The sequence below is a fragment of the Polaromonas sp. genome, assembly GCF_012927455.1.
GTDB lineage: Bacteria > Pseudomonadota > Gammaproteobacteria > Burkholderiales > Burkholderiaceae_C > Polaromonas.
The window spans coordinates 702,465-717,439 of sequence record NZ_JABBPE010000002.1; the positions used below are offsets into that span (position 1 = coordinate 702,465).

Annotated in this window: 15 protein-coding genes and 1 pseudogene; 4 read left to right on the forward strand and 12 right to left on the reverse strand. The window is 61.0% G+C overall.

From position 1 onward, the window contains the following. Positions 1–229 precede the first annotated feature (229 nt). Positions 230–823 (reverse strand): OmpA family protein, encoded by a 594-nt coding sequence (locus HHJ18_RS03885; RefSeq protein WP_296911697.1) that lies wholly within the window; start codon positions 821–823, stop codon positions 230–232. Positions 824–867: 44 nt separating this feature from the next. Between HHJ18_RS03885 and HHJ18_RS03890 the strand changes: the two genes are divergently transcribed. Further along, entirely contained in the window at positions 868–1,467 is a 600-nt protein-coding gene (locus HHJ18_RS03890; protein ID WP_296911699.1) for a gamma-glutamylcyclotransferase, read from the forward strand. A 78-nt stretch (positions 1,468–1,545) separates the two neighbouring features. Here HHJ18_RS03890 and HHJ18_RS03895 read toward each other — a convergent pair whose 3' ends face one another. The 3 genes from HHJ18_RS03895 to HHJ18_RS03905 form a co-directional block, all read right to left on the reverse strand. Beyond that, positions 1,546–2,877 carry a DUF5666 domain-containing protein gene (locus tag HHJ18_RS03895; RefSeq protein ID WP_296911701.1) on the reverse strand — a complete coding sequence of 444 codons (1,332 nt, stop codon included), beginning with the start codon at positions 2,875–2,877 and terminating at the stop codon, positions 1,546–1,548. Continuing rightward, entirely contained in the window at positions 2,867–3,136 is a 270-nt protein-coding gene (locus HHJ18_RS03900; protein ID WP_296911703.1) for a hypothetical protein, read from the reverse strand. Before HHJ18_RS03900 ends, HHJ18_RS03895 begins: the two co-directional genes overlap by 11 nt. A gap of 336 nt (positions 3,137–3,472) precedes the next feature. After that, a complete protein-coding gene (locus tag HHJ18_RS03905) occupies positions 3,473–3,625 on the reverse strand; it encodes a hypothetical protein (protein WP_296911705.1) in 153 nt (50 codons plus the stop codon). A 15-nt stretch (positions 3,626–3,640) separates the two neighbouring features. Here HHJ18_RS03905 and HHJ18_RS03910 point away from each other — a divergent pair. Next, positions 3,641–3,796, forward strand: a pseudogene (locus HHJ18_RS03910) (pyridoxamine 5'-phosphate oxidase); the annotation flags it as partial. Positions 3,797–3,934: 138 nt separating this feature from the next. On the opposite strand, the gene HHJ18_RS03915 reads toward HHJ18_RS03910, so the two are convergent. Together HHJ18_RS03915 and HHJ18_RS03920 are read right to left on the reverse strand one after the other, a co-directional pair. Continuing rightward, entirely contained in the window at positions 3,935–5,182 is a 1,248-nt protein-coding gene (locus HHJ18_RS03915; protein WP_296911707.1) for a DUF5666 domain-containing protein, read from the reverse strand. 55 nt (positions 5,183–5,237) lie between these two features. After that, a complete protein-coding gene (locus tag HHJ18_RS03920; protein WP_296911709.1) occupies positions 5,238–6,116 on the reverse strand; it encodes a DUF6502 family protein in 879 nt (292 codons plus the stop codon). Between the two features lie 268 nt (positions 6,117–6,384). Here HHJ18_RS03920 and pdxH point away from each other — a divergent pair, with 268 nt between their 5' ends. Continuing rightward, entirely contained in the window at positions 6,385–7,032 is a 648-nt protein-coding gene (gene pdxH, locus HHJ18_RS03925; RefSeq protein ID WP_296911711.1) for a pyridoxamine 5'-phosphate oxidase, read from the forward strand. Here pdxH and folK read toward each other — a convergent pair whose 3' ends face one another. The 5 genes from folK to HHJ18_RS03950 all read right to left on the reverse strand — a co-directional run bounded on the left by folK (position 7,033) and on the right by HHJ18_RS03950 (position 12,029). Further along, on the reverse strand, positions 7,033–7,578 hold the full coding sequence (gene folK, locus HHJ18_RS03930) for a 2-amino-4-hydroxy-6-hydroxymethyldihydropteridine diphosphokinase (protein ID WP_296911712.1): 546 nt from the start codon (positions 7,576–7,578) through the stop codon (positions 7,033–7,035). It lies immediately after the preceding gene. A gap of 18 nt (positions 7,579–7,596) precedes the next feature. Then, positions 7,597–9,255, reverse strand: coding sequence for a polynucleotide adenylyltransferase PcnB (pcnB, locus tag HHJ18_RS03935; protein ID WP_296911714.1), 1,659 nt, complete (start codon positions 9,253–9,255; stop codon positions 7,597–7,599). 190 nt (positions 9,256–9,445) lie between these two features. After that, positions 9,446–10,240: an HAD family hydrolase gene (locus HHJ18_RS03940; protein WP_296911717.1), complete on the reverse strand. Its 795-nt coding sequence runs from the start codon at positions 10,238–10,240 to the stop codon at positions 9,446–9,448. Further along, positions 10,237–10,923: a DnaA regulatory inactivator Hda gene (gene hda, locus HHJ18_RS03945; RefSeq protein ID WP_296911719.1), complete on the reverse strand. Its 687-nt coding sequence runs from the start codon at positions 10,921–10,923 to the stop codon at positions 10,237–10,239. Before hda ends, HHJ18_RS03940 begins: the two co-directional genes overlap by 4 nt. 35 nt (positions 10,924–10,958) lie before the next feature. Continuing rightward, on the reverse strand, positions 10,959–12,029 hold the full coding sequence (locus tag HHJ18_RS03950) for an AI-2E family transporter (protein WP_296911720.1): 1,071 nt from the start codon (positions 12,027–12,029) through the stop codon (positions 10,959–10,961). Positions 12,030–12,219: 190 nt separating this feature from the next. On the opposite strand from HHJ18_RS03950, the gene purM reads away from it, so the two are divergent. Next, positions 12,220–13,260 (forward strand): phosphoribosylformylglycinamidine cyclo-ligase, encoded by a 1,041-nt coding sequence (gene purM / locus HHJ18_RS03955; RefSeq protein ID WP_296911722.1) that lies wholly within the window; start codon positions 12,220–12,222, stop codon positions 13,258–13,260. A 336-nt stretch (positions 13,261–13,596) separates the two neighbouring features. Here purM and HHJ18_RS03960 read toward each other — a convergent pair whose 3' ends face one another. Then, positions 13,597–14,733, reverse strand: coding sequence for a hypothetical protein (locus HHJ18_RS03960; protein ID WP_296911724.1), 1,137 nt, complete (start codon positions 14,731–14,733; stop codon positions 13,597–13,599). Positions 14,734–14,975: the final 242 nt, after the last annotated feature.

Consider the following 14,975-nt stretch of genomic DNA (forward strand, 5'->3'; position numbering starts at 1 on the left):
AGGAATGCCTGTAACCTTATTACCAACTCCATGACTCTATGGTAATGGCTGGTCTATGCATTGGACACGGCCATGGTTACGACGCGGTTACCAAAGCCACCGCAAAAGGCCTGTGGAATCGGCCATCAGCCCTTGGCCTGAAATGTTGATGCCAACAACGCAACTTCCTGAACCGCCCTCCTTTTAAAGCCAGTGTGCAGCTTGCGGCAAGGCGTTGCCGCGAGATCGCCTACTGCAGGCTGATTTCGACACGCCTGGCTTCGGCATCGCTGCCGCTATTGGTGCCGGTGCCAACCATTTGCTCGGGCTTTTTAAGCTCGATCTGCCGGTCGTCAACCCCGGCGTTCTTCAAGGCGTCGCGTACTGCCAGCGCCCGGCGTTGGGCCAGCGCGGCGTTGTAAACAGGATTGCCGACGGCATCGTGAAAACCCGAGATCAGCAGTTTGCGACCTGACTGGGCGCCCTTGACCATGTCGGCCAGCGCTTCGCCGGCGCCCGCTGCCAGCTGGGCATTGTTGCTGGCGAAATAAAACTTCACCACACCCTGCTCAACCTTGACGCTGGCCGCATCCGACGCGGCCTGCGCCAGCTGCGCTGCGCTGAGGAGGGGCGCCGCGGGCAGCGCAGAAGCGACCGCGGCGGGAGCCGTTGCAGCGGACGCGGGATTGATGGGCAAGGCGGCAGCAGGCGCTGGAACGGCGCGCAGCACGGCAGCACGATGGGAAATGCCAACCCCCATCACCAGCGCCAGCACCATTGCGATCAAACCAGCCAGCAGCGCCAACACCAGGCCCTGCGACCCGTCATCGTCTTGAGAAAACATTGCCCAACTCCCTTTGAAAACTCAAAGGATTGTAAAGTCTAGGGATGAGCAAACCAGGCAAGCCAGAGCATGTAGCGCGCCATCCGCCGCAGTTGCTGGACGCTGTTCTGCGCGAATGGGGCGGCCAGGGCGACCTGTGGATTTTTGCCTACGCGTCGCTGATCTGGCGACCGGACTTTGAATTTGCCGAAGAGCGCTTTGCCACGCTGCACGGCTACCACCGCGCGCTCAAGATGTGGAGCCGCATCAACCGCGGCACGCCCGAGTTGCCCGGGCTGGTGTTTGGCCTGTTGCCTGGCGGCAGCTGCAAAGGCGTGGCCTACCGCATTCCGCAGGCCCAGGTCAGCACCACCCTGCCGATCTTGTGGGAGCGGGAAATGCCCAACGGCGGCGTCTACGACCCGAAGTGGCTGCGCTGCAAAACGGCGCTGGGCGACTCCAGGGCGCTGGCCTTCACGCTGTCAAAACGCAGCCCCAGCCACGCCGGCGTGCTCAGCGAAGACCACTACCGGCAGATTTTCTTGAGCGCAAGCGGGCGTTACGGCACGACGCGCGACTACGCGCAGCTCACCTATGACAAGCTGCGCACCCTGGGCATTCACGACCACGCGCTGGGAAAGCTGTTGCAGCTGGTCAAGCCTTGAGCATCAGAATCGCAAACGAAAAAAGGGCGGACACAAGGCCCGCCCTTCAAACAGCTGCACAAGGCAGCCTTGACTTAATTACGTTGTGGCATTCAGGGGGATCAGGCCGATGCGGGTCGCCTTGATGCTGCCGCTGCCGTCATGCTCGGCCACGCCTTCGATGATCAGCGTTCCACCATGGTCAGCGCGCAGATCAGCCAACTTGAGGCCGTTGGTGAAATTAACGCTCTTGTCGACGGTCAACTTGCTCATCTTGCTGCCGCCGGTCGTGGTGACGTCGAAGGTAAATTTAAGTTTGCCATCGGTCCTGCTGCCGGTAACTTTACCGTACAGCACGAACTTGAACTGGTCGTTGTCGTCTTCCACTTTGCACTTGGTCGCCTTAAGCACCTTCTTGACCATGCGGCCCTCACACTCAACCCGGTCGCCCACCTTGAGGGCTCGCAAACCAGCAACGCCGCTGGCATCGATAGTCACGCCGTTGCAAACAAAATTGGCGTTGGACGTCCACTCGGTGATCGTGCCCTTGATCTCGACATCCTCGCGGTCTTCGGTCTCTTTTTCCTTCTCCACTTCGCGAATCTTGATCGCTTTGCCGCTTTTGACCGGCGTAGGAGGCGTGGTCACGGCGGGCACAGTGAGTGTCAGCTTGACGCGCACAACCATTCCGTTTTTCAGGATCAACTTGCCCATGTCCGTGGATGCGTCGAAACTAACGATGAAGTCGCCGATCTGGAAGCTCGTAGTCGTGAGGGCACTTACAACGCCGCACATCTTGGTGGGCTTGATCTCGGCGGCTTTCTTGAGTTCGATGCGCGTGGCCGTCATCTCGTTGTTAAGGAAATAGCCGTGCACTTCGACAATGTCGTTTACGGCCAGGACCTTGTCACCGGTCAGGCCCAGGCCTTCTTCAAAGATCGTGCAGGCCGTGATGTTCACTTTTTGTCCCATCACCACCATCGTCGTCGGGGCGGTTGTCGCTACTGGAACGCTGTCGACAGGGCCCAGCAACTCGCTCATGCAGATGATTTTTTCGGCTTTGTCGGTCTTGTCGGATTTGCGTGATTTGCCTCGTCCCTTGACGCGGCACATCATGCCCAGTTTCAGGCCATCTCGGCCGCCTGGGAAAGGCTGGTCATCCTCATCGACCACGTTGGCTTCCATATCGTCAAAGCGCACGCCACTCAGGATGACCGAGCCCAGGCCGACAATCGGACCGGCGGACAAGGAACCGTTCGCGTCGTTGGAGGTGGTGGGGCCGACGCCGTTGTTGGCAGCGGGCGTGTCGTTCTTGTCGCCGCCGCCGCCGCCGCCGCAGCCCGCAATGAACAACGCGCCGCCTAACAGGCTGAGCAATCCTTCCCGGCGCGTGACGCGGGTAAATGCTGGTGCTTGGGTTTCAATTTTCATGGGTACTTTCCTTGGTGGTGGTGAGGGAATCGAGTGAATCGGAGGAACCAGATGAATTTTTGGAACCAGGGGAACGGGGGAAATCAGGGGAATCGGGACTCATGGCTTGTGCCCAGGTGAACAAGCCCTTGCCCACGCACAACTGCGCCAGCGGGGCCAGCAGGTTGTCCACGGCTTGCAGCAGTAACTGCTTTTCCGCAGTCAGGGCCGAGTCGGTGAACGATTCTTCAGCAGCAGTGTTGGGGGTCTCTATCAACATGAAAAGTCAGTTTAAATGTGCAAAAAACACATTAAACAGAAAACTTGTAACCAGACCACATCCGAAAAAGGGGCTAAATCTTCGCCCTCGGTGTGGTCGAAAAGGCGGGAAATGAAGCCGCGAAGCCGGCCACCCGGCGCTGCGAGCAGCACCCGCGGGCATCCGCCCTGACGAGCCGCCGTGTGCGCGACCGGCCTTGGCGCTGCGTCGGCCCAATTTCTGCCGCTTGCGGATCGTCCCGCGTGCTCAAGTCGCTGCACGCGCCGGCGTCGTTAGCGCTGACGCGTGCTATTAAATTAATAGCTGCTAGCGCTCGTGATGTATGGGCTTGAAGCATTATTTAAGGGTAAACCCCAAAAACCAGGCAGGCCGCTGCCGCGCCACGCCCTGCGCAATAGGCCCGGCGCGCGCCACCAGCGGCAGCCGAGCAATCGCCTCGCCAAGCGCCGCCAGCAACAGCCAGAGCGCGTCGGCAAATACAGCCGCCATCCCTATGCTTCAGGCATGTCAGAGCACACCCCTTCCATCGCCGATCTCCGCAAAAGCTACCAGCGCGCCGAGCGCCATGAAGCCGCCTCCCACGCAGACCCCTTGAAACAATTTGAGCAGTGGATTAACAAAGCCATCGCTGCACAGTTGCCAGAACCCGACGCCATGACGCCGCTTCGCCACGTTGCAGGGCGCGCTTTGGTTGAACCAGGCCTTGGGCCCGACCCTGCGCTGGGCCGCGCGCACAAAAAAAAGGGCGAGCCACACGGCCCGCCCAAGATTAGCCGCCCAAAAGCAGCCTTGACCCCCTTACTCCCGGGTGATGCGCTTGGCCACGAAGCTGCCATCTGGCGAGACCCGACCCTCGACCTTCAGCGTGAGGCCATCTTTCAGGCTGGCCGCTGAGGCGAGATTGACGAATTTCACATCACCGACCTTGAAGGTCACCTTGGCCACCATGCCGCCGGTGGAGGTCAGCGTGAAGGTGAGCCCGACTGTACTGTTGCCGGAGACCGTGCCGTGCAGTACGAACTTGAAATCGTCTTTTTCGTCTTCCTCTTCGACCTTCTTCGCCATCAGCACGCCCTTGACCATGCTGCCTTCGACCTCAACCCGGCTGCCGACCTCGAGCGGCGGCAGACCTGCGGCACCGCGGGCATCGATCTTCACGCCGTTGACGGTGAAATCGGCGATGGAAGTGAATACAGTGATCAGGCCTTTGACTTCAACTTCGTCGTGGTCTTCGGTCTCCACCTCCACGGCGCGAATCTTGATTGCTTTGCGGGTGGCAACAGCCGGCACCGGGGTGATGGCCACTTTGTCCAGTCGTACGCGCACCAGCAAATCGTTAGCCAAGGTCAGGTTACCCAGTGCCGCCTGATCAAAGCTGATGACCAGCGTGCCGATTTGAAAGGTTGTCAGGGCAAGTTTGCTGACCTTGCCTTGCAGCTTGAAGAACTTGACGTTGGCCAGAACCTTGCGTTCGATGCGCGTGGCCGTTATCACGTTGCTGACCGGATCGACAAAGCCGTGCACTTCCACGATATCGTTGGCGTGCAAATTCGCGAGGCTCAAGTCATCTTCAAAAATCGTGGTGATCGTGATCTGCACTTTTTGCCCGAGCACGACCATCGTCGTCGGGGCGGTTGTCGCAACCGGAATGCTGTCGATAGGGCCGAGCAGGTCACTGCGAAGGGTTATCTCTTCGGCTTCGTCGGTTTTATCCGCTTTGCGTGATTTGGCCTTGCCCTTGACCCGGCACATCATGCCCAGCTTCAGGTCCTTGCGGTCGACGGTGATGCCATCGTCGTCCAGAATCTTGGCCAAGTCATCGCTGAAGCGCACACCATTGACAATGATGGAGCCCATGCCGGCAATCGGTCCCACGGACAAGGAGCCGCTGGCGTCGGTGGAACCGGTGCCGCCGCTGTTCACGGCCGCCTGGCTGCTGTCTCCGCCGCCGCAGCCTGCCAGGAACAGGGCGCCGCCTAACAGGCTGAGCAATCCTTCCCGGCGTGTGACGCGGGCAAAGGCTGGTTTCTCATTTGCAATTTTCATCGGTGCTTTCCTTGGTGGTGAGGGAACTGGGGGATTCACAGGGGAATCCTGAAATTCAGGGGATTCGCGGGGAATTGGGGGGCATGGCTTGCGACCAGGTGAACAGACCGATGCGCAGGCACTGGTCCTGTACGCGGCCGGCCAGCCGGTCGGCGGCCATCAGTTCTTCGAGCCGGGGCGTCATTTCCTGCAATATGTTGCGCCACTGCTGCATCATCATCGTGCGCGCCTGGGCCAGCGATTTGGCCGAGAGTTCGTCGGCAAAAATGGCTTGTTCGAGTTCTTCGTTGCCATTGCCCAGCACGTTGGCGGTAGCGGCGCGCAGGTGGTCGCCGACGTTGTCGCCCAGGTAGCCGACCATGCGCGCCCAGTCGCCGCGCGGCACAAAGGCCTCTTGCAGCATATGGACCGTGTCGGTGGCGACGTCGAACTTGGCCAGGCGCAGGCGACTCAACTCCTCAAGCAGCGTGCGCGAATGCACGTCGCGCGTGACCGACTTGGCCAGCGCTTCAAAACTCGGGGCCACGCCATGGCGCGGCAAGGGCAGAGGCCGGCCGCTCGCGCTACGCAAGGCCGGGTCGGCCAGCCAGCGCATGAACAATTCGGTAATCGGCGAGCGGTAAGGCTCGCGTTCGCGCATCGGCTGGCTCTCCAGCCGCATGACTTCGCGTCGCGTCAGCCCGGTGGTGGCGCTGATGCGGCTGGTGAGTCGCGCCGAAGGCTGATCGGCAAGGACCTGGCGCGCAGCCTGAACGAAGGCTTGGCGCAAGCGCTCCTCGATCATCTGAATGGTGATGCCCTTGCCCACGCACAGCTGCGCCAGCGGGGTCAGCAGGTTGTCGACGGCTTCGAGCAGCAACTGCTTTTCCGCAGTCGGGGCCGAGTCGGTAAACGATTCCGAGTCGATGGCAGTGTTTGAGGGTTCGGTCAGCATGAAAAATGAGTATAAATGTGTAAAATGCACATTTATTGGAAAATTTTGTAACCAAATTACCACCCTGCAAACGACACAACCGAGCCCCGCATCCTGGCAGCGCGAACTGCGCGAGCGAATCTCCATGAATCGTCAAGTGCTACTGAATTAATAGCTGCTTGCATCCGTTTTATATGGGCTTCAGCTACTATTTACTGCTGAATCAGGCGCTCTGGCAAGCACCGGCTGGCGCGTGCTCGCGGGCAAATGCACTCTCTATACTGCAAGCATGACTGAGCCCACCTCCATCGCCGATCTCCGCAAAAGCTACGAGCGCGCCGAGCTCGATGAAGCCGCCTCGCACGCAGACCCCTTGAAACAATTTGAGCAGTGGTTGAACGAAGCCATCGCCGCGCAAGTGCCAGAACCCAACGCCATGACGCTGGCCACCGTCGCCAGCAACCTGCGCCCGTCCACCCGCGTCGTGTTGATCAAGGGCTTTGATGCGCGCGGCATCGTCTGGTACACCAATTACGCCAGCCGCAAGGGCCATGAACTGGCGGGCAACCCGTATGCGGCGCTGCAGTTTCATTGGGTCGAGTTGGAACGCGTGGTGCGCATTGAAGGCACCGTGGAAAAAGTATCTGACGAGGAGAGCGACGCTTACTTCCACAGCAGGCCGCTTGATTCACGCATCGGTGCCTGGGCCAGCCCGCAAAGCGAGGTGATTTCAGGCCGCAGCGTGCTGCTGGCCAATGCCGCGAAATACGGCGCCAAATTTTTGCTGCAGCCGCCGCGCCCGCCGCACTGGGGCGGCTACCGCCTCAAGCCCGACAACTGGCAGTTCTGGCAAGGCCGCAAAAGCCGGCTGCATGACCGCCTGCGCTACACGCTGCAGGCCGACGCCAGCTGGTTGCGCGAACGCTTGGCGCCCTGATTACCCGCCAAATGGACCCAGGCGCTTGATCGGCTGGTGTTGCACAGCCTGCAGCTGTTCGGCGCTGACCCGGTCCGGGGCAATTTCGGCCAACGGAACCAGCACAAAAGCACGCTGCCCCATGCGCGGATGCGGCAATGTCAGCCGCGCTGAATCGATGCGGGCGCTGCCATATGAGAGCAGGTCCAGGTCCAGCGTACGCGGCGCGTTGCGGTAAGGCCTGACGCGTCCGGCCGCTTGTTCGATCAGCAGCAACTGGTCGAGCAGCGCCGGCGCGCTGAGGCCGGTTTGCAGTTCCACCACGGCGTTGAGGTAGTCGGCGCCGGGGGCGGCAACGACTCCTTCGGAATCGGAATCAGTGCCGAGTGGCGCGGTTTTATAGAGGCTGGAGCTTTGCCGCACTTGCGTGTACGGCAAGCCGTTCATGGCAGTGACCGCCCGCCGCAGCGCAGCCACGGCGTCGCCAAGGTTGGCGCCCAGGGCGACGTAGGCGCTGACGGGCTCAGGCGGATTGACCGAGGGGCGCGACGGCTGGCCTGCAGGCATCACAGGGCCGGTCTTGGCTCAGGAGCGGGAACCCGCCGAATCGCTATATGGCGCAGGCTGGTCTCCGGCGCGTTCTTCGCCTTGGGCCGCGCCTCCCTCGATTTGACCGGTAGGCTTGCGCCGACGCCGGCGTTTTTTGGCCGGCGGCAGGTCGCCCTGCTCCCCAGTCGGCTCGGCCAACTCGGGCGCGGTGCGCCCGCCTGCAGAAGAACGAGGGAGCGGATTGACCGAGGAGGCCCCCGCATCGACGTCAGCGCGCTTCACGCGAACCCGCGGATGCTGCGGCTTTTGCAGCTGCGCCAGCCGCAGCTCTTCAATCATGGCGTGGCGTTCGTCGTCGTAGCCGGTGCTGAATTTCTCCCACCATTCGCCCAGCGCTTCGTCGATCTCGCCGGTTTTCCCGCGCAGGCGCAAAAAGTCAAAGCCGGCGCGAAAGCGGGGCTGCTCCAGCATCGAGTAGGGCGCGCTGCCCACGCGCTTTTCAAAACGCGGCTGCATGGTCCAGATCTCGCGCATGTCGATGCCCAGCTTGCCACGGCCCGAAACATCGCCAATCTTGGCGTTGAAGGCGTCGTCAATTGCGTCCTGCAGCGCCGGCATGACATGCTCGCCGCGCTGGCGGCGCTGCTCCCAGCCTTGCCGCACATCGGACCACAGCACGCAAGACAGCAAAAAGCTCGGCGCCACCGGCTTGCCTTCGCCAACGCGGCGGTCGGTGTCTTGCATGGCCAGCTTCAGGAAAGGGTCGTCCGCCATTTCCACCACCACGTCGAGCAGCGGATAAATGCCGGTGCCCAGGCCCAGGGTTTTGAGTTGCTCGATGCTGGCCAGCGAATGGCCGGTTTGCAGCAACTTCAGCATTTCGTCAAACAGGCGCGACTGCGGCACATCGGCGAGCAGGCCCCGCATCTCGCGCAGCGGCGCAGCGGTCTTGTCCTCAAACTTGAAGCCCAGCGCATTGAGCTTGGCGGCAAAGCGCACGGCGCGAATGATGCGCACCGGGTCTTCGCGGTAGCGCAGCGTCGGGTTGCCTATCATGCGGATGATTTTTTTCTTGGCGTCCTTGATGCCGTTGTGGTAGTCGACAACGATCTGCGTTTCAGGGTCGTAATACATCGCATTGATGGTGAAGTCGCGCCGTGCGGCGTCTTCTTCCATCGGGCCCCAGACGTTGTCGCGCAGCACACGGCCGGAGGCGTGGACGGCGTGCTTCATGCCGGCCAGTTCGCTTTTGCTGGTGCGCTCGTTGCCGCCGACCTGCTCGGCCAGGCTGCTGTCCAGGTGCGCGCGGAAGGTCGAGACCTCGATCACCTCGTGCTCGCGGCCGCGGCCATAGATGACGTGAACGATGCGAAAGCGCCGGCCAATGATGAAGGCGCGGCGAAACAGCGATTTCACCTGTTCGGGCGTGGCGTCGGTAGCCACGTCAAAGTCCTTGGGACGCAGGCCCACCAGCAGGTCGCGCACCGCGCCGCCGACGATATAGGCTTGGTAGCCGGCCTGCTTGAGGGTGTGCACCACGTCCATGGCGCGCTCGTCGACCAGCTTGGGGTTAATGCCGTGTTCCTGGGGGCCGACGTCCTGGCGTTTGCCGAAAGCTGATTTTTTGCCTCGTGTAGAGCCGGCCTCTGTGCTGCCGGTTTTGCCAAACAGCTTGTCGATAAATTTTTTGATCATGAAAAACCAGGTAACCAGGGTAAGTAGGTAAAGGGACGCTTACAGACTTCTATTCAGACGCTAGGGGTGCGCTGCGCCGGGCCCTGTAAAAACCCGTGCGGGCGACGCTGGCGCTGTTTTGAGCTGGTCAGAAGGTCTTGGCCTTGAGGACCGGCTGGGCGCCAAGCGCGCAAGCAGTTCTGGTGCCTCATCACTGCGCAAACAGCGCAAGTATGCGCCATCCGCGTTCCAGGGCCAGCGCGCGCAGGCGCTCGTCCGGGTTGGTGGCGACCGGATGCGTGGCTTTTTCCAGCAGCGCCAGGTCGTTGATGGAGTCGGTGTAAAAGGTGGTTTCCACGTCGCTCCAGCCCAGCTGACGCGCTGCCAGCCAAGCCTCTACACGCGCCACCTTGCCCTCGCGAAAAGACGGCGTGCCCTTGATTTCGCCGGTGACTTCGCCCTGGGCGTCACGCTCTAATTCCACGGCAATCAGCTCCTGCACGCCAAAAGCATCGGCTATCGGGCGCGTCACGAACTCGTTGGTGGCGGTGACGATCACCACCTGATCGCCCGCCTCTTGATGCTGCCGGACCAGCGCCAAAGCTTGCTTTTCGATGACTTTATGCACCACATCGCCCATGAACAGGGCGCGAGCAGCTATTGATTTTATAGCACCTTGCTGCCGCATGGCGATCGTTGCGAAACGCACATAGGCATGAATGTCTAGCGTTCCAGCGCGGTACTGGGCGAAGAATTCGCTGTTGCGGCGCTTGAAGTCGTTGGCGTCGCACCAGCCCAACGCGAGGGTGAATTCGCCCCACTCGTAGTCCGAATCAATCGGGATCAGCGTGTGATCGAGGTCAAACAGGGCGATCTTTGGCGCCCCCACGCTTGTCGCTTCGCGTACTGCGCTGCTCCCCAAGGGGCCTGTGCTTGCTTGGGGCGGCCCGGCGCGGCGCACGCCCGCCTCCGTATCAGCCTGAGCGGTGTTCACTTCATCAGTCATTGGTTCTCCAGCATGGATTTGATCAGCGGAATCGTGATGGCGCGCTGGGTTTGCAGGGCGTAGGCGTCCAGCTGGTCGAGCAACTGCATGAGGCTGCCCAGGTCGCGCGAAAAGCGCGTCAGCATGAAATCCATGGCCTCGTCGCTTAAAAACACGCCGCGTGCATCGGCTTCCTTGCGCAGCACGGCGCGGCGCTCGGTCTCGTTCAAGGCCTGCAGGGCGAACACATGGCCCCAGCCCAGCCGGGTGCGCAGGTCTTCGCGCAGGGCCAGATCAGCGGGTGGCAGCTGGCCGGCCGCCAGCACCCAGCGCGGCTTGCCATCGGGCGCGTTCAGCGCATTGACAAACCAGTTGAAGGCCGCTTGCTGCTGCAGCGCCGTGTACAGATGGCAGTCGTCCAGAATGACGGCGGCCCAGGACTCGTTGAACTCGGGCGGCTCGCGCACACCAGCGTCAAGCCAGCCGCAAGACGCGCCCTGTTCGCACAGCACCTCTTTGACAGCCCGCAGCAAATGGGTTTTGCCGCTGGCCGTGTCGCCCCAAAGATAAGTCGGCACCGGCGAGCGCAGGGAATTGCCGGCCCACAGCTCAAGGTGTCTGAGCACCACCTCATTCGGTCCGCCGAAAAAATTGGCAAACGACGGGGAGGAAGCCAGCCCGATGTCGAGCGCAATCTGTTTCATGCTGCCATGCTGGTGTATGTTTCGTGCTGGGCCTGCTAGTCCTGGTACAGACTGCTGCCCATGTAGCCGGCCCGCACACGGCGAATGCCAACCAGCAGCACCGCGCTGACCGGCAGCGCAATCAGCACGCCAACAAAGCCGAAAATCTGGCCAAACGCCAGCAACGCAAAAATGACGGCCAGCGGATGCAGGCCAATGCGGTGGCCCACAAGGCGCGGCGTCAGGTAAAAGCCCTCCACCACCTGGCCCAGCCCGTACACCACCGCAACCATGATCACCGCCTTGATCGAGGCAAACTGCAGCAGGCCGGCCAACACCGCCAGAATCAGCCCGATGCCAAAGCCCACGTAGGGAATGAACATCGCCAGCCCGGTGAAGATGCCGATGGGCAGGGCCAGATCCAGTCCGAACAGCGACAACCCGGTGGCATAAAAAATGGCCATGGCAAGCATGACCAGCAGCTGGCCGCGCAGATACTGACCCAGCACCAAATCAGCCTCCTCCATAAAGCTGTCAAAGCGTGCACGCAGCGGCACCGGCACCAGCTCAACCACCCGGCCGACAAATCGATCCCAGTCCATCAACAAGTAAAACAGCGCGACGGGGATCAAAATGGCCGCGCCCACAATCGTCAGCGCGACGCTGCCGCCCAGCTTTAATGAAGACATCAGCTGGCCAAAGCTCTCTTCAAAATTGGCATTGAGGTATTTGAGCGCGGCGGCTTTGATGCTGCCCACGTCAAGCGGCACGGGAATGCCCATCTGCGCCAGCCAGGGTGTCAGCGTGGCATTGGCCCGGTCGGCCAGCAGGGGCACCTGTTCGCGCAGCAGCGGCAGCTCCTTGGACAAAATCGGCACGATCAGCAAAAACAGTCCTAACAGCACGACGATGAACAGCAGCTCGACCAGTACAACGGCCAGCACGCGCGGCACCCGGCCTCTGCCGAGGTCGTCGAGCCGATTGACCAGCGGCGTCAGCGCATAAGCCAGCACCGCGGCAACGACAAAGGGTGTCAGCACCCGGCCCAGCTGCCATAACGCCAAAACGACCAGCAGCGTGATCAGGCACCAGGTGCCCGTGCGTTTTTGGGTGCTTGTAAATTGCATAAAGCCCTGGCTTGGGCTTCTTGCGTAAATTGCGTAAAGCCCGGATTGGAGCCCCGAATGGAGCCTTTAGAATCTGAAGCTGAATTCTATCGGGCTTGAAGGGCAGCACCCGGCTGCCAGGTCCCGTTCTTCGGCCCTGCTGCCTCCCCGCACCTACCCAACCCGTCCACCGCCCTTAAAGCCAGAGCCCATGACCACCTCTTCCTCCTCTCCCCTGAGCTACAAAGACGCCGGCGTTGACATCGACGCGGGCGACGCACTAGTCGAACGCATCAAGCCGCTGGCCAAAAAGACCATGCGCGAAGGCGTGCTGGCCGGCATTGGCGGCTTTGGCGCGTTGTTTGAAGTGCCCAAGCGCTACAAGGAACCGGTGCTGGTCAGCGGCACCGACGGCGTCGGCACCAAGCTCAAATTGGCGTTTGAGTGGAATATGCATGACACCGTGGGCATCGACCTGGTCGCCATGAGCGTCAATGACGTGCTGGTGCAAGGCGCTGAGCCGCTGTTCTTTCTGGACTACTTCGCCTGCGGCAAGCTCGATGTGGACACCGCGGCAGCCGTGATCGGCGGCATTGCCAAAGGCTGCGAGCTCAGCGGCTGCGCCTTGATTGGCGGCGAAACTGCAGAAATGCCTGGCATGTATCCGGCGGGCGAATACGACCTGGCCGGTTTTGCCGTCGGCGCGGTTGAAAAATCAAAAATCCTGACCGGCAAGGACGTCAAACCGGGCGACGTGGTGCTGGGCCTGGCCAGTAGCGGCGTGCATTCCAACGGTTTCAGCCTGGTGCGCAAATGCATCGAGCGTGCTGATGCCGATCTGCCCACCACGCTGGACGGCAAGCCCTTCAAGGACGCCCTGATGGAACCGACGCGCCTGTACGTCAAGAACGTGCTGGCCGCGCTGGCAGTGCATCCGATCAAGGCGCTGGCCCACATCACCGGCGGCGGATTGCTGGAAAACATCCCGCGCGTGCTGCCCGAAGGCACGGCCGCGCACCTCGTCAAAGGCAGCTGGCCGCAAACCGAGTTGTTTGCCTGGCTGCAGAAAACCGCCGCGATTTCCGACTTCGAGATGAACCGCACCTTCAACAACGGCATTGGCATGGTCGTGGTGATTGATGCCGCCAATGCCGCTATCTGCGCTTCCATGCTGCGCGTGGCCGGGGAGACTGTTTATGAGATTGGCGTAATTGCGGCTCGCGTTGAGGGCGCGAGCGTTACCGTGGTCTGAAAAGGCTCAGATCGCCGCTCGCCACGGCAGTGAAAATACATTCGTCGGCGCTGGGAGTGGCAATGTTGCAATGCAAGACCTGACCCCAACGCTTTCCTGACCCCAACGCTTTCCAATGCTTAAGAGCGCTTTTGTCATGCCCCGGAGCCAAGGGGCGCACAGGCTGACTTCTAGGTTTTAAAAGGCACTGTAAGCACATAGGGGAAAGCGGATGGTGGGGGCCTTGCTGCCACCCAGCGGCAACCATAGTTGCGGGCCAAACCCAAGATTGCAGGCAAACATTTATGAACTGCTTTCGCGCCTTACCTTTGGGACACCGCCTTGAACGGAGTCGCTTCAAAACCTGAAGCGCTGAGCGAACACATCTTGATCGCTCGCTCCGTCGCTTCCAATCCCGGTGCCGGCCCCGGTCCAGGCCGCCGCAAAGCCATTTTGAGGTAGTGCCACGACGGCAACAGGCGCGCTTTGAGTCTTAATCAGCGCACTTTCGCCCTTCACTACTCCCTCCCGGTCAAAACGTTGTGCCAATATGTCGGCAGCGGTAGCCGTGAAAGTCACGTAACTTCCATCGGTTAATTCCTGGGCTGTGATGGGTAGGGCTGGGATGGGGGTTTGCGGACCAACAGGGTTTCCGAGGCTATCGAGGAACTGTCGAGATACGCCGAGGCTGCCTTGCGCGAACAGCACGAAACGCTTTCCTGCGAGCGGCAGCAAAAACGCCCTGGTTGTTTCGCTTGAAAGCGCGAGCGGTTTAGGCGCGTTGCTGGTGTCAAAGTAGGTTAGCGAAAAGAAAGAGGTGTAGTCCTCGCGCTGCTGCGAGGTCGACACTGCATAGCCGCCAAGTGCGTCAGGCATTAAGGCATAACTCGAACTTCCCGGGCTGCTTTGCGCACCCACCATGACCCTTGGGCCCGCCGTTTGTGCGGAGCCGCTATAGCGTCGTACTAAAAAGGTCGTGCGGATCGTCACTGATGAATACTGTATTGCAGCCCAGCCAATTGCAAAACCGCCGTCTGCCAGTGCAATCGTCTTGACATCACGCAGGCCTGGCGAACGGTTATAGGACACAAAAGTCTGGGAGAAAACTTCGGTTTCGGGCAGCACCTGCGCACCAGTCGAATCAAAGCGCTGCACATAGATGCCAAAGGTAACAGACGGACCGTCAGGCACTGATAAGTTGGCAGGCCTTAACGCGCTGTAAGAGACCACAACACTGCCATCACGCAGTACGGCTATGGAACTACTGCGAATCGCCTCAACTCGAGAAAATGCGTTGACGTCCTTGATATCTAGCTGCAACTGCACTTCGCCGCCGATCTTGTAGCCGGCGCTGTCAAGGCGCTGAATAAAAATCTTATCAGCGCCTGAAAGCCATGCAACCGTGTACCCGGCCTCCTTGACGGAGCCCACGCTACGCAGTACCTGTGCGCCTTGCGTGGTCGTGTTGACCGTGAACTTCTCAGTGTTAAGCACCGGAGTTGGTGCTGGGGCTGCTATTGGTGCCGGCACTACTGGCACTGCTACTGGTGTCTGTCCCTGTGCAGGAGGCGCTGTCTGCGCCGGCGCTACCGGCTGTGTCTGCCCTATGGCGGGCGGCTGCGCGGCGGGCGGCACCGGGGCAGCAGAAGACACAGGCGCAGCATCGCCTCCGCCACCGCCACAAGCAGTCAGCCAAAGCGCTGCCAGCACACTTGCCAACGCAGAGCGGCAAGCAA